Below are 22,624 nucleotides of genomic sequence, written 5' to 3' on the forward strand. Positions count from 1 at the left end.
GGCCTGGAGATGCCCATGAACGGTTTCGCGAGCGCAGTCAATCACACCGCCCTGGATCAGCAAGAGTTGGACGAGTGGCGCGACGCCCTGGCGTCGTTGGTGGCCAACGCCGGTCCTGCGCGGGCCCGGCAGATCCTCGACCAACTGGCCCAGGACGCCAGCGCTGCGCACATCGACTGGAAACCGCGCCACGGCACGCCCTACGTCAACAGCATCAGCGTCGAACAGCAGCCGGCGTTTCCCGGCGACCTGGCCACCGAAGAACGCCTGGCCTCGCTGGTCCGCTGGAACGCCCTGGCCATGGTGGTCCGCGCCAACCAGGCGTATGGCGAGTTGGGCGGGCATATCGCCAGCTATGCCAGTGCGGCGGATTTGTTCGAAGTGGGATTCAACCATTTCTTTCGCGCTCGCCGTGACGGGTTTGGCGGCGACCTGGTGTTCTATCAACCCCATTCCGCGCCCGGTATCTACGCCCGCGCCTTCCTTGAAGGGCGCCTCAGCGAGCAAGACCTGGCCCACTATCGCCAGGAAATCGGTGGGCCCAAGGCTGGCGCACGTGGCCTGTCCAGCTACCCGCACCCGTGGCTGATGCCTGACTTCTGGCAGTTCCCCACTGGTTCCATGGGGATCGGCCCGATCAGCTCGATTTTCCAGGCGCGTTTCATGAGTTACCTGCAACACCGTAACCTGCTGGACACCACTGACCGCCACGTCTGGGGGGTGTTCGGCGACGGTGAGATGGACGAACCGGAAAGCATGTCGGCCCTGACCCTGGCCGCGCGCGAAGGCCTGGACAACCTGACCTGGGTGGTCAACTGCAACCTGCAGCGCCTTGACGGCCCGGTGCGCGGCAACGGGCGGATCATCGACGAACTGGAGGCGTTGTTCGCCGGCGCCGGGTGGAACGTGATCAAGCTGGTGTGGGGCTCGGATTGGGACCCCTTGCTGGCCAAGGACCACGACGGCGCGCTGGTGAACACCTTGGCGCAAACCGTCGACGGTCAATTGCAGACCTTCGCCGCCAAGGACGGCGCCTTCAATCGCGAGCACTTCTTCGGTCAGAGTGAAGCCCTGGCCAAACTCGTGGAAGGCATGAGCGACGAACAGATCGACCGCCTCAAGCGCGGCGGCCATGACATGGTCAAGATCCATGCGGCCTACCATGCCGCGCGCCGGGTCAAAGGCAAGCCCACGGTGATCCTCGCCCAGACCAAGAAGGGCTTTGGCATGGGTGAAGCAGGGCAGGGCAAGATGACCACCCACCAGCAGAAGAAGCTGGATCGCGACGCGTTGCTTGCTTTCCGCAATCGCTTTCAACTGCCCCTGAGCGATGCGCAGACCGAATCCCTGAGCTTCTTCAAGCCCGCCGACGACAGCCCGGAAATGCGCTACCTGCACCAGCGCCGCCAGGCGCTCGGCGGTTATGTGCCGAGCCGCAGCCCGCTTGCCGCGCCGCTCAGCGTGCCGCCGCTGGCGGGCTACGCCGGGTTTGCCACGGCGGCCGACGGCAAGGAAATGTCCACCACCATGGCCTGCGTACGCATGCTGACCAACCTGCTCAAGGACAAGGCCCTGGGGCCGCGCATTGTGCCGATTGTCGCCGATGAGGCGCGCACCTTCGGCATGGCCAACCTGTTCAAGCAAATCGGCATCTACTCCAGCGTCGGCCAGCGTTATGAGCCGGAAGACATCGGCTCGATCCTCAGCTACCGCGAAGCCACCGACGGGCAGATCCTCGAAGAGGGCATCAGCGAAGCCAGCGCCATCAGCTCCTGGGTCGCGGCGGCCACCAGCTATTCGGTGCATGGCCTGCGCATGCTGCCGTTCTACATCTATTACTCGATGTTCGGCTTCCAGCGCGTCGGCGACCTGATCTGGGCCGCCGCCGACCAGCGTGCCCGTGGCTTCCTGCTCGGCGCGACGGCCGGGCGCACTACCTTGGGGGGTGAAGGCTTGCAGCATCAGGACGGCAGCAGCCATCTCATGGCGGCCACCGTGCCCAATTGCCGCGCCTACGATCCGGCGTTCGCCGGGGAATTCGCGGTGATCCTCGACCACGGCATGCGCCAGATGCTGGAGCACGAGGTGGACGAGTTCTACTACGTGACGCTGATGAACGAAAACTACCCGCAGCCGAGCCTGCCGCAAGGGGTTGAAGCAGCGATCATCAAGGGCATGTACCGTCTGGAAGGCACGGTTGGCGCCCAGGTGCGGTTACTGGGTTCGGGCACGCTGGTGCGCGAAGCCCAGGCGGCGGCGCAGCTATTGGCCGATGATTGGCAAGTGACGAGCGAGGTGTTCAGCGTCACCAGTTACAGCGAACTGGCGCGGGACGCGCGGGAGGTGGAACGCTGGAATCGGTTGCATCCCCAGGCGACAGCGCGGGTAAGCCATGTGAATGCCTGCTTGCCCCACGGCGCGCCGGTCATCGCGGTTTCTGACTATGTGCGGGCGGTGCCGCAGATGATCGCTTCGTACCTGGACAGTCGCTACACCGTGCTGGGTACCGACGGATTTGGGCGCAGTGATACGCGGGCGGCGTTGCGCGACTTTTTTGAGGTGGATCGATATCACATCGTGCTGGCGGCGTTGACGGCATTGGACGCGCAGATGGGTCAGCAGGCGATTGAGAAATACGGTTTGCAGACGGAACGTGCGGCGTCCTGGATCTCCTGACAGGCGCAAATTAAAATGTGGGAGCGGGCTTGCTCGCGAAAGCGCTGTGTCAGGCAATGCATGTGCTGACTGATGCACCGCCTTCGCGAGCAAGCCCGCTCCCACATGGGTTTTGTGCTGGTCTTTAGAGGGTAGCTATCAGGGCCGGCCCAAATGCTTCCTTCAGAAACCCTGGGGCGATATAGCGCTCGTAGTGCGCTTCGGACAGCAGGAAAAACTCCCGATCAATCGCATCACGCAGATCCGCCAGCTGGCGCTCGCGAAACTCCGGTTGCAGGACCAGCCCATACGCATCCAGCCGGGAAATCACCCGCGCCCCCCGGGCAATCAACTGGTACGCCCAGCAATACGGCGACTGATGCGGCACAAAGCGGATCTTGCGGCTTTCCAGTTGCTGGCGCAGCAGGTGCGGATCAAACACTTCCAGCTTGCTGGCCATCACCTGCACCAGCAGCTGTTCCAGACGCAGCCACACCGCCTGTTTTTCCTCGGCGTTGTAACCGTTCCACTGGATCACTTCGTGGTGATAACGCTTGCAGCCCCGGCAGACGAGGTCCCCGTAGACGGTGGAGCACAGGCCGATGCACGGGGTCTTGATGGTTTGGTTGGGCATAAGTCGCTTGCTTGCAAAATCCAGAGAACACCGAAAACCAATAATGTAGACGCGGGCTCGCCACAGCAAACCCGCTCCCACATTTTTAGTCCCAGCTCAACGCACCGCCTGTTTGGTACTCGATCACACGGGTCTCAAAGAAGTTCTTCTCTTTCTTCAAGTCCATGATCTCGCTCATCCACGGGAACGGGTTGGTGGTGCCTGGGTATTCTTCCTTCAAGCCGATCTGCGACAGACGACGGTTGGCGATGAACTTGAGGTAGTCCTCCATCATCGCGGCGTTCATGCCCAACACACCGCGGGGCATGGTGTCGCGGGCGTATTCGATCTCCAGTTGGGTCCCTTGCAGGATCATCTGGGTCGCTTCTTCCTTCATCTCGGCATCCCACAGGTGTGGGTTTTCGATTTTGATCTGGTTGATCACGTCGATGCCGAAGTTCAGGTGCATCGACTCGTCGCGCAGGATGTACTGGAACTGCTCGGCCACGCCGGTCATTTTGTTGCGGCGGCCCATGGACAGGATCTGGGTGAAGCCGCAGTAGAAGAAGATGCCTTCCAGCACGCAGTAGTACGCGACCAGGTTGCGCAGCAGTTCCTTGTCGGTGTCGACGGTGCCGGTTTCGAACTTGGGATCGGAGATTGAACGGGTGTACTTCAGGCCCCAGGCGGCTTTCTTCGCGACCGATGGAATCTCGTGGTACATGTTGAAGATCTCGCCTTCATCCATGGCCAGCGATTCGATGCAGTACTGGTAGGCGTGGGTGTGGATCGCCTCTTCGAAGGCCTGGCGCAGGATGTACTGGCGGCACTCCGGGTTGGTGATCAGGCGGTACACGGCCAGCACCAGGTTGTTGGCGACCAGGGAGTCGGCGGTGGAGAAGAAACCCAGGTTGCGCATGACGATGCGACGTTCGTCGTCGGTCAGGCCTTCGGGGTTTTTCCACAGCGCGATGTCGGCGGTCATGTTGACCTCTTGCGGCATCCAGTGGTTGGCGCAGCCGTCGAGGTACTTCTGCCAGGCCCAGTCGTACTTGAAGGGTACGAGTTGGTTGAGGTCGGCGCGGCAGTTGATCATGCGCTTTTCGTCAACGGCGACGCGGGCGGAGGCGCCTTCGAGTTCGGCGAGGCCTTCGGCGATGTCGAGTTTGTCCAGCGCAGCTTTGGCGCGCACGATGGCAGCGGAGTCGTTGGCGGTCACGTTACGGGCTTCCAGCGCCGCGGCAGCACCTGCACCGTCGAGGCGGTCCATGTTGGCTTCGCTGGCGTGGCCGGCGTTGGCGCCCTTGATCACCGCTGCACCGGTGTCTTCGTTGTCGACTTCATCCCAACTCAGCATTGAAATACTCCTTCCTGGTCTGTTCTGACGGCGTGTGAACCCGTCCAAAAATATTCGATTTGCAGGCTACTAGGCATTGAAATACTGCGCGTAGTGTGGTCGGTAAATACCGATGCTGCACACTATGTAGTGGTCTGTTCTGTTTGTGGGCACACTATATGGTGTGTGCGGGGATGGGTCAACGAACGAGAGTGTATTGATCGTCGCAGGGGCATTCCCCTGCCAGGGGTGGTGGCCTAGTGATATTATTGGCGCTCAAACCGTTGAACCAGAGCGGTCGTTGTCAATCGTGACACGCAAGGCTCAGTTTCTAGAAAAGGACGTCAGTACGTATGACTCAAGGTGCACCTACACCCACGCCCACCACCTATTCCTGGCCGCTGATCATTATCGTCGCGGCCGGCCTGTGGGCGGGATTTACCGCTGTGGCGTCACTGTTCGGCCTTAAATTCGGCGCGGCAGACAACTTTATCCCGTCCGCGGAACTGATGGAAAACTACGTTTCGCGGACCGTGCTTGCCGAGTCATACCTCCCACTTGCCAAGGTATCGTCGGACTATTTGAGCAAGGTCGATGTTGAAAAAAACTACGTCGCCATCGACAGGATCAACAGCCTCTACGTGCCGAAAGCTGACTATCAGCAGCTACAGCAACAACTGGCCGATCTGACGGCCAAGGTCAGCGCAATCCCCAGCCCGTTACCACCGATGAATATCGTCATGACAAAAGGTGGGAACTGGTCCGATGAGCGCCTCGGGGTCAGTATCAGGATGGGGGGCTATTCCTTGGGGCCATTGAATTCCTCGGTGGATTTTTTCTTGACGCTGCCCGACTCCGAGGAGCACGTAGAAACGCTCGACACCCGAGAAGACCTGCCGGTGTGGACATTCAGGAAACACAATCGCCAGTTCAAGCTTTCGGTGCTCAAGATCATGCCGACGACATTTGTGATCAAGGAAGTCGGCGGGGCGTGAGCCGACTGGGGTTGTTTATCGACCTGCTGCGGCAGAAGGCGGCGATGCTCTAAACGGCATGTTGAAAAGATCATGGTATGCAGTAGCGATATTAAATAGAATGAATCTCATTTGAGACATAATCGCGCCTTGCAGGTTGCTTGCCATGAATGATGCTGTCGCCCCCGAACTGACGTTATCCAGCCTCTACCGCGACCACCGCAGTTGGCTGGAAAGCTGGCTGCGCCGGCGCCTGGGCAATGCCTGGGATGCGGCGGACCTGAGCCAGGATACGTTTTTGCGCGTGCTGGCCAGTGCCCAGCCGCTTGCGCAGATGCAGGAGCCACGGGCGTACCTGGTGACAGTCGGCAAGCGCCTGCTGGTCAATTTTCATCAGCGCCGTAGCCTGGAGCAGGCCTATCTGAATGCGCTTGCCAGCTTGCCCGAAGCCTGCGTGCCGTCCCCGGAACAGCGCTGGATGTTGCTGGAAACCCTGCAAGCACTGGATGAATTGCTTGATGGCTTGCCAGTGCTGGTGCGCCGCGCGTTTCTCTGGAGCCAGCTGGAAGGCCTGGGTTATCGCGAGATCGCCGCACGCCTGGAGGTGTCCGAACGCACGGTCAAACGCTATATGGCCCAGGCCTATGAACACTGTTTGCTGGTGGACCTGTGAACCGCGACGTCGCCCGTGCCGCCGCGCAATGGTTGGCGCTGCTGGAGTCCGGCGCGGCCACCGAGCGTGATCACCTCGCCCTGCAGCACTGGCGCGACAGCCATCCGCAGCACGAACAGACCTGGCAAAAAGCCCAGACCCTGCGCCAGCGGTTTGGCGGGTTGCCCCAGGCGTTGGCGCTGGCCAGCCTCGACCGCCCGCAACCGGGGCGGCGCGCCGTGCTCAAGCGTGCCTTGGGCGTGGCGGCCCTGGTACCGACCGCGTGGTTGATCAGCCGCCAGTTGCCCATCGACGTGTGGCGCTCCGACCTGCACACCGCCACGGGTGAGCGCACGCGCATGGCCCTGGGCGACGGCGCCAGCCTGCAACTCAATACCGCCACTGCCGTAGACGTGGCGCCACGGCACATCCGGCTGGTGGAAGGCGAGTTGGCGTTGAACGTGCCGGGCGTGAGTGCAATGACGCTCCAGACCCGGTATGGCGAACTGACGGTCAGCCAGGCCGAGGTGTGTGTGCGGCAATTGGCGTCGGGCTGCCGGGTCTCGGTGCTCAAGGGCGCGGTGCAGGTGCGCGACCTCAATGGGAACTCGACGACGTTGCACGGTGGCCAGCAAGCGTCGCTTCAAGCCACGGGCCTTGGCGCGTGGGTGGCGTTTGATGTGCTGCAACTGGGTTGGCGTGATGGTGTGCTGACTGCGCAGGATCAGGCGCTGGGGGATTTCTTGCGCGAGTTGCAGCGCTACCGCCCGGGGGTCTTGCGTTGGGACCCGCGTTTGGAGGGGTTGCGCGTCACCGGCAGTTTTCAGTTGGACGACACTGACCGCATCCTCAACCTGCTGGCCTCGACCCTGGGCTTCAAGGTGCAGGCGCGAACGCGTTACTGGGTCACTCTCACCTGAGAAACACTGTCTTATATTTCCATATGGAATAAATAAAGATTTATATATTCCTTTTAGGTTTTTGCCGCCTGCGGCATCTTGAGGGCCTGCGCATTCGTGCGGATTGACCCAACAGCCAAAAGGAAAGCCGACATGACCATTAAAGCGATCAACGTGCGCAACCAGTTCAAGGGCGTGATCAAGGAGATCCTGCTGGGCGAAGTGGTGTCCGAAATCGACGTACAGACTGCGTCCGGCATCGTCACTTCGGTGATCACCACCCGCTCGGTGCGTGACCTGGAATTGAAAGTGGGCAGTGAAGTGATTGCCTTTGTGAAGTCCACCGAAGTGTCCATCGCCAAACTGTAGATCCCACTCAAATGTGGGAGGGGCGAGCCCCTCCCACATGGCTTACCGACTGCGCAGGGCATGCTCCATTCGCTGCAAACCTTCTTCCAGCAAGGCCCGTGGGCAGCCGAAGTTCAGGCGCACGAATTGCTGGCTGTCATCGCCGAACTCGATCCCGGCGCTCAACCCGACCTTGGCCTGTTCCAGGAAAAACCGCTGCGGGTCGTCCAGGCCCAGGGCGCTGCAATCAAGCCAGGCCAGGAAAGTGCCTTGCGGCGCGTGCATGACTACGCCCGGCAGGCGGCTGTTCACGGCGTCGAGCAGGTAGTCGCGGTTGGCTTGCAGGTAGCCTTTGAGTGCGTCGAGCCACTCGCCACATTGGCTGTAGGCGGCACGGGTGGCTTCCAGGCCCAGGGGGCTGACGCTGTCGACCATGCCGCAGCGGGCATTGTTGAAGCGCTCGCGGATCTCGGCGTTCTGGATCACCGCAAAGCAGGTCTTGAGGCCCGCGACGTTGTAGGCCTTGCTCGCCGACATCAGCGTGATGGTGCGCTCGGCGATCTGCGGGCTGAGGCTGGCGGTGGGGATGTGGCGGCGGCCGTCGAAGCACAGTTCGGCGTGGATTTCGTCACTGATGATCAGTGCGCCCTGTTCCAGGCAGGCATTGGCCACGGCCAGCAGTTCTTCGCGGGGAAACACCTTGCCCATGGGGTTGTGCGGGTTGCTCAGCAGCAGCGCACCGGCGCCGCTCAAGGCATCGCGCAGGGCGGGCAGGGGCGTGAGGTATTCACCGTTGACGAGTTCGAATGGCACTTCGATTTTCGGCAGGTTCCAGTGCCCTGGCGCCAGGCGGATCGGCCGGTAGTTGGGGGTTTGCAGCACCACCGGCTGGCCCGGTTGCACGAATGCGTGCAGCGCCATGTTGAAGCCGGGCTCGACGCCGGGCAGGAACAGCAGGTCTTCGGGCTGCACGCGCCAGGCGTACTTGTGCCACAAGTCGGCGACGATGGCCTCGCGCACATCCGGGCCGGCTACGCTGTAGCCGAGGATCTGCTGGTCGAGGCGTTCGCGCAGGGCTTGCAGCACGGCGGGCGGCGCGGCGATGTCCATATCGGCGATCCACATCGGCAGCACATCCGCCGGGTAGCGGCTCCATTTGGTGCTGCCGGTGTTGTGGCGGGGGTGGATCGTGTCGAAATCAAAGCTCATGGGCGGCTCGTATCAGGGGGGCTGGCGCAAAGAATGGCGCTGATTCTAGCGCCATTAATTTTATAGACCAGAGCTGATTGCCTCGGACAGTTGCCGATGTGCCTGTGCCACGGTCTGGCTGACCGCTTCTTCACCGCGCACCATGGCGCCCAGGTAGGCGAACTCCACGCTGCGGATGCCCACGATAGACAGGATGGCGCTCAGATACGGCGTCAAAAAGTCTGGCTCATGCCCCTTGCGGGCGTTGCCCGAGCTGACCAGTACAAAGGTGCGCCGGTCGTCGAGCAGGCCGATTTTTTCAAACCGCTCGTTCACCGTGAAGCTGCGGTGGATGCGCACCACATGGTCGATCCAGCCCTTGAGCGCCGCCGGCACCGTGAAGTTGTGCACCGGGGTGCAGATGACCAGCAGGTCGCAGGCTTCCAACTCGACGATCAATTGTTCCGACAGCGCCGTCGCGTCCTCACTACCGTCGTCAGCGCCAGTGAGGGCGCAGGCGTATTCGCGGGTCAGCGGCGGCAGGGCCTGGCCGCCGTAATCGCGCTCGGTGACCTGCGCGTCGGGCAGCCAGTCGCTGAGCAGGTTGCGGGCCAGTTGGAAGTTCTGGGCCGACTTGCCGTGGGGGCTGAAACTGAGCAGCAGGGCGCGGGTCATTGGCTTAAATCCTGGGAAAAATGCATGCCGCGCGGCAACAGGCCTTGGCGGAAGTAGAAACGTTGGGCCAGGGCCATGTGCATGCCGGTGTCCAGCACCAGGTAGCGATAGCCCAAGGCGCGGGTTTGCTCGCGGACCCGCTCGAGCAGTTGCTCACCCAGACGCCGCCGCTGCAGGCTGGCATCTACCACCAGGTCATCGACATAGATGAAGCGTCCGTAGAGGGTGTTCTCGCTGAGCCGGTAGCCGGCCAGGCCGATCACCTTGGCGTCTTCACGGGCGGCCAGCAGATGGTAGCCGTTCTGCCGTTGCCGCTGGATCTGCGCGACGAACGCGGTGGCGTCCGTCAGGTGCGGGCGCAGTTGCTGCATCACCTGAAAGCTGGCGAGGCAGTCGGCGTCGCTTTCCACAGGCACGAAGTTGACGTGCTCATGCATAGCTGAGGTTCTCCAGATGGGCCTTGACCGCTGCCGGCACCTTGCGAAAGCTGATACCGACGCGGTTCAGCGCGTTCATCAGGGCAATGGCCAGGGTCAGGTCGGCGACTTCCTTGTCATTGAAGACGGCGGCGACGGCGGCGTAATCGGCGTCCGGCGCGTGGGTCTGGGCCACTTGAGTAACCGATTCGGCCCAGGCCAATGCGGCACGTTCACGCGGGCTGAACAGCGGCGAGGCTTCGTGCCAGGCGGCCACCAGCATGATTTTTTCCAGGCTCACGCCTTGCTTGAGCAGGTCGCGGGAATGGGAGTCCAGGCAATAGGCGCAGCCATTGAGCTGGGAGATGCGCAGGTACACCAGTTCGATCAATTCCTTTTCCAGGCCGCAGCCATGCACGTAGCTGTGCACCGAGCCTAGGGCTTTGTAACCGGCGGGGGCGGCCTGGGCGTAATCGAGACGGTCTTTCATGGGAAGGTTCCTTGGGTGATTGAACAGATGCGCCATTTTCGCGGCTCGCCCGGCCAGTCGACAGGGGCATGATTGGACAAGTGGGTTGGGACATGATCAGACTTGGCCCTGTTTACCCGCCGAGCCCGCCCGCGATGTCGTCACTGCCCAAATACCAGGAAATCTACCGGCGTTTTCGCCAGGCCATCGACCAGGGTCAATTGCGCCCCGGCGAGCGGGTGCCGTCGGTGCGGGCGCTGGCCCAGGAACTCAAGGTGGCGCGGGGCACGGTGGAGACGGCGTATCAGTTGCTGGTCAGCGAAGGTTTTTTTGAGGCGCGCGGGCAGGCCGGTACGGTGATTGCGACGACGCTGCCCCAGATCGCGGTAAAGCCCGCGCCCGTGCCGGCGCCTGTCGCCAGCGGACCGTTGCCGCTGCAAATGGGCGTGCCGGCACTGGACGCGTTCCCGCGCAAGTTGTGGGCCCGGCTGGTCACCCAGCAAGTGCGCCGCACCGATGCCGACAGCCTGGCCATGGGCGACGTGCGCGGCGTACAAGCCCTGCGCGTGGCCATCGCCGGCTACCTCGCGTTGTACCGGGGCGTGGAGTGTTCGCCGGATCAGGTGTTTGTCTGCGCCGGTTATGCGTCGGGCCTGACCCTGGTCTGTGATGCCCTGGATATGCCCGGGCAACGCTGCTGGTTCGAAGACCCGGGTTACGTGCATGCACGGCAGTTGTTGAGCCATCAAGGCTTGCACCTGGTGCCGGTGCCGGTGGACCGCGATGGGCTGGATGTGGGCCAGGGCATCCTGCGCAGCCCACAGGCGCGGCTGGCGCTGGTCACGCCGGCGCACCAGAGCCCGCTCGGCGTGGCGCTGAGCCCGGCGCGGCGCAAGGCCTTGCTGGGCTGGGCAGCGGCGCAGGGCAGTTGGGTGGTCGAGGACGATTACGACAGTGAATTCCGCTATCACGGCAAACCGCTGGCCGCGCTCAAGAGCCAGGATCACGACGACCGGGTGATCTACGCCGGTAGCTTCAGCAAGATGTTGTTCCCCGGTTTGCGCCTGGGTTACCTGGTGGTGCCGAACGCCTTGGTGGCGGCGTTTGAGCGCAGTGCGCAGTTGTTGCAGCAACGCTGTGCGCAACTGTTGCAACTGACCGCGGCGGATTTTCTCGAGCAGGGGCATTTCACCCGGCACCTGAAGAAAATGCGTCAGTTGTATGCGCAGCGACGCGGGCTGTTGGTGCAGGCGTTGCAGGCCCATTGCGCGGATGTCCTGCGGGTCGATGAGCAGGCGGGCGGGATTAATCTGTTGGCACGCTTGGTGGTCGCGGTGTCGGACGAGGCGGTGGCGCAGGCAGCGAATGAGGCGGGCCTGGCACTGCAGGCGTTGTCGCGGTGGGCGATTGAACCGGGGCCACAGGGCTTGCTGATGGGGTTCACTAATGTGGCAACGGCGCAACAGGCCCAGGCTATCGCGCAGGTGTTGCGTGGAGTGATTGCCGGGCAAACCGTGGCTGGGGCACAGGGGCAGTGATGCTGTACGAATCTGTGACCGACAAGTTCTGTAATAAAAACGTCACTGCGCTGGGGATTAAATCCTCGACGGGCTATTTTGGTGCATCTCAATAACCAGAGTAGCCATGGATGAAATACCAACCCTTCAGCCGTACCTTGATTGCCACTGCGCTGGTATTGACGGTCGGCGCTGTGCAAGCCGCGTCCCAGGCCCCGGTGGCCGGTGAAAATGGCATGGTGGTCACGGCCCAGCATCTGGCCACCCATGTGGGCGTGGATGTCCTCAAGGCCGGTGGCAATGCCGTGGACGCGGCCGTGGCCGTAGGTTACGCACTGGCGGTGGTATACCCGGCGGCGGGCAACCTCGGTGGCGGCGGTTTCATGACCGTGCAACTGGCGGACGGGCGCAAGACCTTCCTCGACTTCCGCGAAAAAGCCCCGCTGGCGGCCACCGCGAACATGTACCTGGATAAAGACGGCAACGTCATCGAAGGCCTCAGTGCCAAGGGCCACCTGGCGGTCGGCGTGCCTGGCACCGTCTCGGGCATGGAACTGGCCCTGAGCAAATACGGGACCCTCAAGCGCGCCCAGGTGATTGCCCCGGCGATCAAACTGGCGGAAAACGGCTTTGAGCTGGAGCAGGGTGATATCGACCTGCTGCATACCGCCACCGGCGAGTTCGAAAAAGATAAAGATATGCGCGGGATCTTCCTGCACAACGGCCAACCGATGCAGGTGGGCCAGAAGCTGGTGCAGAAAGACCTGGCCAAGACCCTCAAGGAAATCTCGGCCAAGGGCAGCGACGGTTTCTACAAAGGTTGGGTAGCCAAGGCGCTGGTGGATTCCAGCCAGGCCGGCAAGGGCATCATCACCCAGGCTGACCTGGACAAGTACAAGACCCGCGAACTGGCGCCGATCGAGTGCGACTACCGTGGCTACCACGTGGTCTCCGCGCCGCCGCCGAGTTCCGGTGGCGTGGTGATCTGCCAGATCATGAACATCCTCGAAGGCTATCCGATGGCCGACCTCGGTTATCACTCGGCCCAGGGCCTGCACTACCAGATCGAAGCGATGCGCCATGCCTACGTGGACCGCAACAGCTACCTCGGCGACCCGGACTTCGTGAAGAACCCCATCGCCCACTTGCTGGACAAGGACTACGCCGCCAAGCTGCGCGCTGCCATCGAACCGCAAAAGGCGGGAGATTCCCAAGCGATCAAGCCGGGCGTTTCGCCCCATGAAGGCAACAACACCACGCACTACTCCATTGTCGACAAGTGGGGCAACGCGGTCTCGGTGACGTACACCCTCAACGACTGGTTCGGTGCGGGCGTGATGGCGAGCAAGACCGGGGTCATCCTCAACGATGAAATGGACGATTTCACCGTCAAGGTTGGCGTGCCGAACATGTACGGTCTGGTGCAGGGTGAGGCCAACGCCATCGCACCGGGCAAGGCGCCGCTGTCGTCGATGAGCCCGACCATCGTGACCAAGGATGGCAAGGCCGTCATGGTGGTAGGCACGCCGGGTGGCAGTCGCATCATTACCGCGACCTTGCTGACGATGCTGAATGTCATCGACTACAAGATGAACATCCAGGAAGCCGTGGACGCGCCGCGTTTCCACCAGCAGTGGATGCCGGAGACTACCAACCTTGAGACGTTTGCAGTGAGCCCGGATACCCAGAAGATCCTCGAAAGCTGGGGCCACAAGTTCGCCGGGCCGCAGGATGCCAACCACTTGGCGGCGATTCTGGTGGGTGCGCCGTCGTTGGGTGGCAAGCCGGTGGGGAACAACCGTTTCTACGGGGCGAATGATCCGCGTCGCAACACGGGCCTGTCCTTGGGCTACTAACGCCTGACGCGGTCAAAAATGTGGGAGCGGGCTTGCTCGCGAAAGCGGTGTGTCAGCCAAAGATTTATTCGCTGATCTACTGCATTCGCGAGCAAGCCCGCTCCCACACAAGCCCGCTCTCACAGTGAGGGCAGTGTCAGGGCTGAAGTAGTCGCGCTACCGCTGCAAACGCCGCAACCCGGCGCTCTTCCCAATTCCCCTTGATCACCAACACAGGCTGTTGATGCTCCCGCATCCACTCCAGACTGCCCTGGAAAAACGCCTGGCGATCCTCCAGTTGCGGCTGGCATCGCTGTCCATCAGCCGTCCACTCCACATCATCCGGCGACAGCAGCAAGTGCAGGTCGTAGTGACGGGCCAGCAGTTCGCTGTCGAGCCAGGCCGGGTAGTCGCCGAACAGGGTCTGGCTCCAGAGCTTGTTGGTCAGCAAATGCGTGTCGAGGATCAGCAGCTCGGGGTGCCTGGCGCGGGCGGCATCTTCCCAGGCCAGTTGGCCGTGGGCGATCGCCGGGATGTCGGCCAGGGTGGTATCGCGTTGGTGATGATCGATGAAGTGGCGCACGTATTCACCGACCATCAACCCGCCGAAATGCGCTTGCAACTCGGCGGCCAGCCAGCTTTTACCGCTGGATTCGGGGCCGGCCAATACCACGACCTTCATGCCTGCAACGCCGGGTCGGCACGCCATTCGCGCCAGCCTTGCACCGCGATGGCGGTAAACAGGGCGTAGAGCGCGGCGGTGAGGTAGAGACCTTTATAGAGAAACAGGCCGACGAAGATCACATCCACGGCAATCCACAGCGGCCAGCACTGCACGCGTTTCTGCGCCATCCACATCTGCGCCACCAGGCTGAAGCCGGTGAGGGCGGCGTCGAGCCAGGGTTGCGCGGCGTCGGTCCAGTGGGCCATGGCGGCGCCCAGCAGCAGGCTGCCGGCGGCGCCCACCGCGAGGCTGGCGATGATGGCTGGCCCGCCGAGGCTGGTGACCTGGCGGCCTTGCTTGACCTCGCCGGCGCGGGTCCACTGCCACCAGCCGTACAGTTGCAGGACGGCGTAGACCACTTGCAGCAGCATGTCGGAATAGAGTTTTACGTCGTAGAACACCCAGGTGTAGAGCAACACCATGATCAGGCCGATGGGCCAGCACCAGGGGTTCTGTTTAACCGTCAGCCAGACAGCGATCACCCCCAGGGCGGCGGCGAACAGTTCAAGCCCGGACATGGCGGTTCCTTGGGAGTGTGGAAAGGGGCGGTGATTGTAACGAAAGAAGTTTCGCGTAGGAATTAACCTTGTAGTGAGCGGGCTTGCCCCGCGCTGGGGGGCGAAGCCGCCCCAAATCCAGGCCCCGCGGTCTTACTGATACACCGTGGTACCTGGGTTTAGGGCTGCGTCGCCCCCAGGCGCGGGGCAAGCCCGCTCACTACAAACCCCGTCCTGGGGTTAGATTTTGAATTGGCGCAGCAGGGTGTTGAGTTGTTCGCTCAGGCCGCGCAGGTGGGTGCTGGCGGCACTCGACTGTTCGGCGGCGATGGCGGTGCTGTGGGACAAGCCCGCCGCCTGGGTGACGTTCTGGTTGATGTCCTCTACCACATGCGCCTGTTGCAGGGTGGCGCTGGCAATCGACGCGTTCAGGCCGTTGAGGTTGTGCAGGGCCTGGCCGATGGCGGTGAGGCTGGCGCCGGCCTGGCCGGCTTGTTCGATGGTCAGTTGCGAGGCATTGTGACTCTCGCTGATCACCTTGACCGCCGCTTCCGAGTGGCCTTGCAGGCGTTCGATCATGCCCTGGATCTCGGCGGTGGATTTTTGCGTGCGCTGGGCCAGCAGGCGCACTTCATCGGCGACCACGGCAAAGCCACGGCCTTGTTCGCCGGCCCGTGCGGCCTCGATGGCGGCGTTGAGTGCGAGCAGGTTGGTCTGGTCGGCGATGGAACGGATCACTTCGAGCACGCTGCCGATCTGGGTGCTTTCGGCGGACAGGGTACGCATCACCTCGACCGCCTGGCTGATGGTGCCGGAGAGCTGGTCGATCTGTTGCAAGCTGCCGTCGATATTGACCTGGCCTTGCTGGGCCTGGGCCTGGGCATCGCGCATTTCACTGGCGGCGTGTTCGGCGTTCTTGGCCACGTCCTGCACGCCGTAGGTGACTTCGTTGATCGCGGTGGCGACCAATTCCATCTGCTGCGATTGCTGCTGGCTGCGGTCGTGGGCCTGGCTCGCGTTGTTGCCCAGCTCGGTAGACGATTGGCCGAGGGCGTTGGCGCACACCTGCAACTGGCCGACCACGTCGCGCAATTTGGCGGTGAAGCTGTTGAAGTGCTGGGACAGTTGGGTCACTTCGTCGCGGCCGTGGGTGTCGAGGTTGTGGGTCAGGTCGCTTTCACCACTGGCGATATTGCCCATGGCGTCCACTGCTGCCTGCAACGGGCGCACGATGCTGCGCGCGATCAACACCACCAGTAGGGTCATCACCAGCGCGATGATCAAACCAATGGCCGAGGCTTTCCACACCTGGGCGGAGAACTCGGACTGCACATCGTCCACGTAGACGCCGGAGCCGATGATCCAGCCCCAGGGTTGGAACAGTTGGATGTACGAGGTCTTGGCCACCGGTGCATCGGCGCCCGGTTTCGGCCAGCGGTAGTTGACGATGCCGGCACCCTTGGCCTTGGCCAGGGCCACGAATTCGTTGAACACCGCAAAACCGTCTGGGTCACGGATCGCCGAGAGGTTCTGGCCGTCAAGCTTGGGGTTGGCCGGGTGCATGATCATCACGGGCGTGAGGTCGTTGATCCAGAAATAGTCGTCATGGTCGTAGCGCAACCCGCGCACCGCGCTCAGGGCTTGCTTCTGGGCGGCTTCGCGGGTCATGACGCCGCTGGTTTCGAGGCCGTGATAAAACGTCAGGATGCCGCTGGCGGTCTGCACCACGTGCTCGGTCTGCTGGCGCTTGGCCTGGTAGAGCTCGCCATGAATTTGCTTGAGCATCAGTAAACCCAAGGCCAGCAGCATCAGCACGGCGACTATCAGGATCAGCCAGAGGCGGCGGCTGATCGACATATTGCGCAAACTGTTCATCGTCCTGTCACTCCGGGCTTTTTATAATTGTGGGCGTTGCATCGACTTTTACGCCTTGTCTGATAGGCTTTCGGCCGGTAATCGGAAAACCTGAGTACTGCCTGATTTTTCACGGGTTTTTTCAAACGCCCAGCGTCAGTGAACCAATTAAAAAAGACTAACGAGGCATGCCACGCGCATGACCTTTTGGGGGAAGCATGGATTTTTGGACCGCCATACAGGCATTGATTCTTGGCGTGGTGGAGGGGCTGACGGAGTTCTTGCCGATCTCCAGTACCGGCCACCAGATCATCGTCGCCGATTTGATCGGTTTCGGCGGTGAGCGCTTTGAAGCGTTCAATATCATCATTCAACTGGGCGCGATCCTGGCCGTGGTCTGGGAGTTCCGACGCAAGATCCTCGACGTGGTCATCGGCCTGCCGACCCAGCGCAAGGCGCAGCGGTTCACGGTGAACCTGATCATCGCGGTGTTGCCGGCAGTGGTGTTGGGCGTGATTTTTGCCGACTTGATCAAACACTACCTGTTCAACCCGATCACCGTGGCCGCCGCGTTGGTGGTGGGCGGCGTGATCATGTTGTGGGCTGAACAGCGTCAACACGCGGTGCATGCCCAGAGCGTCGATGACATCACCTGGAAAGACGCGATCAAGGTCGGCCTGGCCCAGTGCCTGGCGATGATCCCGGGTACTTCGCGTTCCGGCGCGACCATTATCGGCGGCCTGTTGTTCGGCCTGTCGCGCAAGACCGCCACCGAGTTCTCGTTCTTCCTGGCGATGCCGACCATGGTCGGTGCGGCAGTGTATTCGGGCTACAAGTACCGTCACCTGTTCCAGCCCGATGACTTGCCGGTGTTTGCCATCGGCTTTGTCACCTCGTTCATCTTCGCGATGATTGCGGTCAAGGCGTTGCTCAAGTTCATCGCCAGCCACAGCTACGCGGCGTTTGCCTGGTATCGGATCGCGTTTGGCCTGCTGATCCTGGCGACCTGGCAGTTCGGTTGGATCGACTGGTCTGCCGTCAAACCATGAGCATCCAGTACCCGCGCCTGAAGGCGGCGATTTTTCTGTTGCTGTGCGCTGCGCCGCTGCTGGGCTCGGTGCTGCTGTGGTGGCGCGGCGAGACGGTGCTGCCGCTGGTGGCCTACGCCGTGGTCAGCGTGCTGGCGTTCTTGCTGTACTGGCGCGATAAGCGCCAGGCGCAAACCAACGGCTGGCGCACCCCGGAGAACATCCTGCACGCCGTCGAGCTGGCAGGCGGTTGGCCGGGGGCGTTGATCGCCCAGCAGGTGTTGCGGCACAAGACGCGCAAGGTGTCTTATCAGGTGCTGTTCTGGGCGATTGTGCTGCTGCATCAGGTGTTCTGGCTGGACCAGTTGTTCCTGGGCGGCACCTTTCTTTCAGTCCTCTAAACGCAAGCCGATCTGCGTGCGCTTGGGCAGTTTGCTCACCACCAGTTGGTGGGAGCGCCGCAACAAGCTGCGCAGTTCCTCGGCGCCCAGCGGGTAGGGCGTGTTCATGATGATCCACTGCGCGCGGGCCAGGTAGGGCGCCGGGTGGATGCCTGGGCGGTCGACGTGGCCGAGGAACAGATCCTTGTCGACCTTGAATGCCAGCGAATCACCGCGCAGGTTTTGCAGGGCGAACATCTTGTTGCCGGCAATCGAAAACACGCGCACGCCGCCCCATTTGTAGTCTTCCCGCGCGCCGGGCAGGCTCAGGCAGAATGTGGCGACTTGTTCTTCGCTGATCTTCATAACAGACGGTCTCCGCAGCTTTTGAAGCCTTCTTCCAGGTAGTCGATCCACGCCCGGATCGCCGGCAACACGCCGCGTCGGTGTGGGTATACGGCCTGCAACCAGCCGCCCGGCAACGACCACTGCGGCAGCAATTGCACCAGGCGGCCGCTGGCCAGTTCTTCTTCGCAATACATCATCGGCAGCACGGTGAACCCCAGGCCCATGATCGCGCTGGCCTTGCGCACGATGAAATCGTCGATGCCCAGGCGCGCTTCCATCACCAGTTCGTGGGGGTTGCCCTGGGGGTCGAGGATGCGCTGATGGACCATGCGGTCCGGCTCCAGCGCGCCGAGGATAGGCAGTTGCTTGAGGTCGTCGAGCGAGTCGATGCGCTTGCCTTGCACAAAGGCGGGGCTGGCCACCAGCACCGTCTGGGCCTGACGCAGGCGCTTGGTCACCAGTAGTGGGTCTTCATCGCCCAGCTCGCGTACGCGCAGGGCCACGTCGATGCCCTCGGCCACCAGGTCGACACGTCGGTTGACCAGGGTCATTTCCAGTTGCACATGGGGATGGGCGGCCAGAAATCCGGCGACCAGCTCCGGCAGGATGTGCTGGGCCATGCCCACCGGACAACTGACCCGCAGCCGTCCACGGGCTTCGCTGGACATGCTGGCCACGGCTTCGTCGGCCATCTCGGCTTCGAGCAACATGGCTTGGCAATGGCGCAGGTAGCGTTCGCCGACGGCGGTCAGGGTCAGTTGCCGCGTGGTGCGTTGCAGCAAGCGGGCGCCGAGGCGTTCCTCCAGCTCGGCAATACGTCGTGACAGCCGCGACTTGGGAATCCCCAGTAGCCGGCCGGCAGCCGCGAAGCCGCCGGCTTCGACGACTTTGGCGAAGTAGTAGAGGTCGTTGAGGTCTTGCATGGTCAACCTATTGTCCTGTCAGTGGGACAAACTATCGCATTTCAGCGGGCTTATCGGCTATTGGTTTCATGCGTAGCATCATCACCATCTGATCGCCACTGACGATCCTACTCGGAGATCCCCCATGAAACTGTTGCACATCGATTCCAGCATCCTCGGCGACAACTCGGCATCCCGTCAGCTCAGCGCTGCCGTGGTCAAGGCCTGGCAAGCCGCCGAGCCGGGCGTGGAAGTGACCTATCGCGATCTGGCGAGCGAGGCCATCAGCCACTTTTCCGGCCTGACCCTGGGGGCGCTGGGTACTGCTGCCGAATTGCGTGATGCCGTTCAACAGCACGAAGCCGAGCTGAGCGCTTCGTCCCTGGCTGAATTCATCGCCGCAGACGCGGTGGTGATCGGTGCGCCGATGTACAACTTCTCGGTGCCATCCCAACTGAAAGCCTGGATTGACCGCATCGCGGTGGCTGGCCAGACCTTTCGTTACACCGAAGCCGGCCCTGAAGGCCTGTGCGGCGGCAAGAAACTGATCATCGTCTCCACCGCCGGTGGCCTGCACGCCGGCCAGGCGAGCAACGTCGGCCATGAAGACTACCTGAAGCTGGTGTTTGGCTTCCTGGGCATCACCGACATCGAGTTCGTGCGCGCCCAAGGCCTGGCCTACGGTGATGAGGTGCGCAACAAGTCCCTGAGCGACGCCAACGCACTCATCAACGAACAATTGTTCGCCGCCGCGTAAGGGTTGTGTAAAACATCGCCGTTCCCCGTTTCAATCTGAAAACGGGCGCCTAAACTCTGTATTCTGTTCGCCTCAATACGCGACCGGAGTACGGAGTTTTTTCGTTTACCCGCTGTCTTTTTAATATGGCCCAGGTTATGCAAGCTCGGGTTCAGTGCCCTGGACTTTTAATTCGACATGTCGGTTCTTACGCAACAAAGGTGGACATCCCCATGATGCGTCTTTGTGCTGTTTTGGTTCTTTCCCTGCTCGGCGGCCTGGTTTCAGTGCATGCCGCGCCTGCGCCGCACCCGCATTGGAGTGTGGGCTTCCATCGCATGACCTTTCTCGACCCGCTGGATTTGCAGCCGATGAAAGCCATCGCCTTTTACCCGTCCACCGACGTCGAGCACACCACGCACCTGGGCGCCTACCAAGTCACGGCGGGTGAGGACGCCAAGGTCGCCATCGGCCGCTTTCCGATGCTGATGCTGTCCCACGGCAATACCGGCACGCCGCTGGCCCTGCATGACCTGGCCACGTCCCTGGCGCGCAAGGGCTTTGTGGTGGTGGCGGTGTTGCACCCTGGCGACAACTACAAGGATCACAGTCGACTGGGCACCCTGAGCAACCTGTATGGGCGGCCGATCCAGATTTCCGAAGCGATCACCGCCACCCTCGGCGACCCGATGCTGTCGCCGTTCGTCAATATTGATCAAGTTGGGGTCATCGGCTATTCGGCCGGTGGCGAGACTGCGCTGATCCTGGCAGGGGCCAAGCCGGATTTCGACCGCTTGCGCCGTTATTGCCAGGAGCGTCCGGAAGACCGCGATGCCTGCACTACCAAGGGTGAGCTGGTGGTCGATCGCGACGACCTGCAACCGCAAGCCGACCCGCGCATCCACGCGCTGATGCTGATGGCGCCGCTGAGCCTGATGTTTGGTCGCCAGACCCTGGCCGACGTGCATGTGCCGGTGCTGCTCTACAGCGGTGACGGCGATAAGTTGGTGGCCGTGGACAAGAATGCCGCCGCCCTCGCACGCAAGTTGCCGCAACCGCCGAACTTCAAGCTGTTGGCGGGGGCGGGGCACTTCGTCTTCATGGCCCCGTGCGACAGCGATCAACTATTGGCGATGCCGGCGATCTGCACCGATGCCGATGGCGTCGACCGTGAAGGCATCCATCGCAACCTGATTTCCGAGGCGGGGCGTTTCTTCACCCATACCCTGGGGCAATCGACCCGCGCCGGGTTGCAGACCGCTGATCAGTAAGCGCGACGTTTGAGCAGCAGGGTCAGGCCCAGTGCGCTGACCGACAGCAACGCCGCGCAGAAGAAGATCCAGCCGTAACCCAGGTTCAACGCAACAAAGCCCATCAACGGCCCGGCAATCGCCAGGGCCAGGTCGAAGAACACCGCGAACGCACTCAGCCCCGCGCCCCGGCTGCTGTTGGGTACTTGCTTGATGGCTTCTACGCCAAGCGCTGGGTATACCAGCGACAAGCCGAAACCGGTCAGCCCGGCGCCAATCAACGCCACGCCGGTGGACGGCGCCAGCCACAGCAGCGTCAGGCCGAGGGTTTCGATGGTCATGCAGGCAATCGCCGCGCGGAAGCCGCCAAAACGGCTGATGGCGGAGATAAACACCATCCGCGCCAGGATAAAACACACGCCGAACACCGTCAGGCAGTACGCCGCACCGGCCCAGCCGCGATTGAGGTAGTACAGGGTAATAAAGGTCGTCAGGGTGCCATAGCCGATCGACGCCAGGCACAGGCTGGCACCAAACGGTGCGATACGCCCGAACACCGCCCAAAACGGCAGCCGCTCGCCGCGCACCACCGGCACCGAGGGCTTATTGCGGATCAGCAGCAAGCCCAGCGCCGCCAGCACCGACAGTGCAATGCCGAGGCTGGTGTAGCCGTATTCGGCGACCACCACTACGCCCAGTGGTGCACCGATGGCGATGGCGCCGTAGGACGCGATCCCGTTCCAGGAGATCGAGCGTGCCGTGTGCTCGGCGCCGACCTGGCCCATGCACCAACTGATGGTGCCCACGCCGATCAGGCCCTGGGCCACACCGAGCAACAAACGCCCGGCGATCAGGATGCCCAGGCTCAACTCGGGCAGGCTTTCGAGCAGTGTCGCCAGCAATGTCAGCACGCCGCTGACCAGAATCCCCACCAACCCCAGCACAATCGCACGCTTGGTGCCGACGTTGTCCGACATGCGCCCGGCCATCGGCCGACTGAGCAGGGTCGCCAGGTATTGCGAACCGATGGTGATCCCGGCCACCACCGCGCTGAACCCCAGTTGCTCATGCACATAGCCCGGAATCACCGCAATCGGCAGGCCGATGCAGATGAAGGCAATGAAGGTATAGAAGACGATGGAGACAATCTGCAGGGTAATCGACAGGGAGCTGGGGGCGGCGGCAGACATGAGCACTCATTCGCGGGAGGCGGTGAGGGCATCATGGCAAGGCTTTGGCACAAAAGAAAGCAGGCTATCTATTGTAGTGAGCGGGCTTGCCCGCGCCGGGCTGCACAGCGCCGCCCAAAAAAAACACCGCGGTCTGTC

General features: G+C 62.3%; 23 protein-coding genes. 11 read left to right on the forward strand and 12 right to left on the reverse strand.

Going from position 1 to position 22,624, the window contains the following annotated elements; genetic code table 11:
• The first annotated feature begins 15 nt into the window (after positions 1-15).
• Positions 16-2,676, forward strand: coding sequence for an alpha-ketoglutarate dehydrogenase (mdeB, locus tag PSH81_RS11975; protein ID WP_305392595.1), 2,661 nt, complete (start codon positions 16-18; stop codon positions 2,674-2,676).
• Positions 2,677-2,800: 124 nt separating this feature from the next.
• On the opposite strand, the gene PSH81_RS11980 is transcribed toward mdeB, so the two are convergent.
• On the reverse strand, positions 2,801-3,289 hold the full coding sequence (locus PSH81_RS11980; RefSeq protein ID WP_226457092.1) for a DUF1289 domain-containing protein: 489 nt from the start codon (positions 3,287-3,289) through the stop codon (positions 2,801-2,803).
• A gap of 85 nt (positions 3,290-3,374) precedes the next feature.
• The gene (locus PSH81_RS11985) at positions 3,375-4,625 is read right to left on the reverse strand and encodes a ribonucleotide-diphosphate reductase subunit beta (RefSeq protein ID WP_305392596.1); all 1,251 of its coding nucleotides are present in this window, start codon (positions 4,623-4,625) and stop codon (positions 3,375-3,377) included.
• A 332-nt stretch (positions 4,626-4,957) separates the two neighbouring features.
• Between PSH81_RS11985 and PSH81_RS11990 the strand changes: the two genes are divergently transcribed.
• The 4 genes from PSH81_RS11990 (at position 4,958) to PSH81_RS12005 (ending at position 7,498) form a co-directional block, all read left to right on the forward strand.
• Entirely contained in the window at positions 4,958-5,599 is a 642-nt protein-coding gene (locus PSH81_RS11990) for a hypothetical protein (RefSeq protein ID WP_226456976.1), read from the forward strand.
• Between the two features lie 145 nt (positions 5,600-5,744).
• The gene (locus PSH81_RS11995; RefSeq protein WP_305392597.1) at positions 5,745-6,251 is read left to right on the forward strand and encodes a sigma-70 family RNA polymerase sigma factor; all 507 of its coding nucleotides are present in this window, start codon (positions 5,745-5,747) and stop codon (positions 6,249-6,251) included.
• On the forward strand, positions 6,248-7,150 hold the full coding sequence (locus PSH81_RS12000; protein ID WP_305392598.1) for a FecR domain-containing protein: 903 nt from the start codon (positions 6,248-6,250) through the stop codon (positions 7,148-7,150). Before PSH81_RS11995 ends, PSH81_RS12000 begins: the two co-directional genes overlap by 4 nt.
• Positions 7,151-7,282: 132 nt before the next feature.
• Entirely contained in the window at positions 7,283-7,498 is a 216-nt protein-coding gene (locus PSH81_RS12005; RefSeq protein WP_003173733.1) for a molybdopterin-binding protein, read from the forward strand.
• 42 nt (positions 7,499-7,540) lie between these two features.
• Here the strand turns inward: PSH81_RS12005 and PSH81_RS12010 are convergent, their stop codons facing one another.
• Genes PSH81_RS12010 through PSH81_RS12025 form a run of 4 tightly spaced genes read right to left on the reverse strand, consistent with a single transcriptional unit; the run spans position 7,541 to position 10,246 of the window.
• On the reverse strand, positions 7,541-8,686 hold the full coding sequence (locus PSH81_RS12010; RefSeq protein ID WP_305392599.1) for a MalY/PatB family protein: 1,146 nt from the start codon (positions 8,684-8,686) through the stop codon (positions 7,541-7,543).
• Positions 8,687-8,746: 60 nt separating this feature from the next.
• Positions 8,747-9,340, reverse strand: a complete 594-nt coding sequence (locus tag PSH81_RS12015; protein ID WP_305392600.1) for an FMN-dependent NADH-azoreductase — start codon at positions 9,338-9,340, stop codon at positions 8,747-8,749.
• Complete coding sequence (locus PSH81_RS12020; protein WP_305392601.1) at positions 9,337-9,777, reverse strand: GNAT family N-acetyltransferase; 441 nt, start codon at positions 9,775-9,777, stop codon at positions 9,337-9,339. Before PSH81_RS12020 ends, PSH81_RS12015 begins: the two co-directional genes overlap by 4 nt.
• Entirely contained in the window at positions 9,770-10,246 is a 477-nt protein-coding gene (locus PSH81_RS12025) for a carboxymuconolactone decarboxylase family protein (RefSeq protein ID WP_192301198.1), read from the reverse strand. Before PSH81_RS12025 ends, PSH81_RS12020 begins: the two co-directional genes overlap by 8 nt.
• 134 nt (positions 10,247-10,380) lie before the next feature.
• Between PSH81_RS12025 and PSH81_RS12030 the strand changes: the two genes are divergently transcribed.
• Both PSH81_RS12030 and ggt read left to right on the forward strand, forming a co-directional pair.
• On the forward strand, positions 10,381-11,763 hold the full coding sequence (locus tag PSH81_RS12030) for a PLP-dependent aminotransferase family protein (protein ID WP_305392768.1): 1,383 nt from the start codon (positions 10,381-10,383) through the stop codon (positions 11,761-11,763).
• A 110-nt stretch (positions 11,764-11,873) separates the two neighbouring features.
• Entirely contained in the window at positions 11,874-13,598 is a 1,725-nt protein-coding gene (gene ggt / locus PSH81_RS12035; protein ID WP_305392602.1) for a gamma-glutamyltransferase, read from the forward strand.
• 136 nt (positions 13,599-13,734) lie between these two features.
• Here the strand turns inward: ggt and PSH81_RS12040 are convergent, their stop codons facing one another.
• The 3 genes from PSH81_RS12040 to PSH81_RS12050 all read right to left on the reverse strand — a co-directional run bounded on the left by PSH81_RS12040 (position 13,735) and on the right by PSH81_RS12050 (position 16,673).
• A complete protein-coding gene (locus PSH81_RS12040; RefSeq protein ID WP_305392603.1) occupies positions 13,735-14,259 on the reverse strand; it encodes an AAA family ATPase in 525 nt (174 codons plus the stop codon).
• A complete protein-coding gene (gene pnuC, locus PSH81_RS12045; RefSeq protein ID WP_226456987.1) occupies positions 14,256-14,819 on the reverse strand; it encodes a nicotinamide riboside transporter PnuC in 564 nt (187 codons plus the stop codon). Before pnuC ends, PSH81_RS12040 begins: the two co-directional genes overlap by 4 nt.
• Positions 14,820-15,038: 219 nt before the next feature.
• On the reverse strand, positions 15,039-16,673 hold the full coding sequence (locus PSH81_RS12050; RefSeq protein ID WP_226456989.1) for a methyl-accepting chemotaxis protein: 1,635 nt from the start codon (positions 16,671-16,673) through the stop codon (positions 15,039-15,041).
• 197 nt (positions 16,674-16,870) lie between these two features.
• On the opposite strand from PSH81_RS12050, the gene PSH81_RS12055 reads away from it, so the two are divergent.
• The gene (locus tag PSH81_RS12055; protein ID WP_226456990.1) at positions 16,871-17,701 is read left to right on the forward strand and encodes an undecaprenyl-diphosphate phosphatase; all 831 of its coding nucleotides are present in this window, start codon (positions 16,871-16,873) and stop codon (positions 17,699-17,701) included.
• On the forward strand, positions 17,698-18,081 hold the full coding sequence (locus PSH81_RS12060) for a DUF1294 domain-containing protein (RefSeq protein ID WP_192301191.1): 384 nt from the start codon (positions 17,698-17,700) through the stop codon (positions 18,079-18,081). Before PSH81_RS12055 ends, PSH81_RS12060 begins: the two co-directional genes overlap by 4 nt.
• Here PSH81_RS12060 and PSH81_RS12065 read toward each other — a convergent pair.
• Positions 18,070-18,426 (reverse strand): MmcQ/YjbR family DNA-binding protein, encoded by a 357-nt coding sequence (locus PSH81_RS12065; RefSeq protein ID WP_226456991.1) that lies wholly within the window; start codon positions 18,424-18,426, stop codon positions 18,070-18,072. The two genes, PSH81_RS12060 and PSH81_RS12065, sit on opposite strands and share 12 nt — an antisense overlap.
• Entirely contained in the window at positions 18,423-19,331 is a 909-nt protein-coding gene (locus PSH81_RS12070; protein ID WP_226456992.1) for a LysR substrate-binding domain-containing protein, read from the reverse strand. Before PSH81_RS12070 ends, PSH81_RS12065 begins: the two co-directional genes overlap by 4 nt.
• A 124-nt stretch (positions 19,332-19,455) precedes the next feature.
• Between PSH81_RS12070 and PSH81_RS12075 the strand changes: the two genes are divergently transcribed.
• Together PSH81_RS12075 and PSH81_RS12080 are read left to right on the forward strand one after the other, a co-directional pair.
• Entirely contained in the window at positions 19,456-20,067 is a 612-nt protein-coding gene (locus tag PSH81_RS12075; protein ID WP_226456993.1) for an FMN-dependent NADH-azoreductase, read from the forward strand.
• A 212-nt stretch (positions 20,068-20,279) separates the two neighbouring features.
• Entirely contained in the window at positions 20,280-21,317 is a 1,038-nt protein-coding gene (locus tag PSH81_RS12080) for a dienelactone hydrolase (protein ID WP_192301188.1), read from the forward strand.
• Here PSH81_RS12080 and PSH81_RS12085 read toward each other — a convergent pair.
• Positions 21,311-22,486 carry an MFS transporter gene (locus PSH81_RS12085; RefSeq protein WP_305392604.1) on the reverse strand — a complete coding sequence of 392 codons (1,176 nt, stop codon included), beginning with the start codon at positions 22,484-22,486 and terminating at the stop codon, positions 21,311-21,313. The two genes, PSH81_RS12080 and PSH81_RS12085, sit on opposite strands and share 7 nt — an antisense overlap.
• Positions 22,487-22,624: the final 138 nt, after the last annotated feature.

Source organism: Pseudomonas sp. FP2335 (assembly GCF_030687535.1).
In the GTDB taxonomy this organism is placed as follows: domain Bacteria; phylum Pseudomonadota; class Gammaproteobacteria; order Pseudomonadales; family Pseudomonadaceae; genus Aquipseudomonas.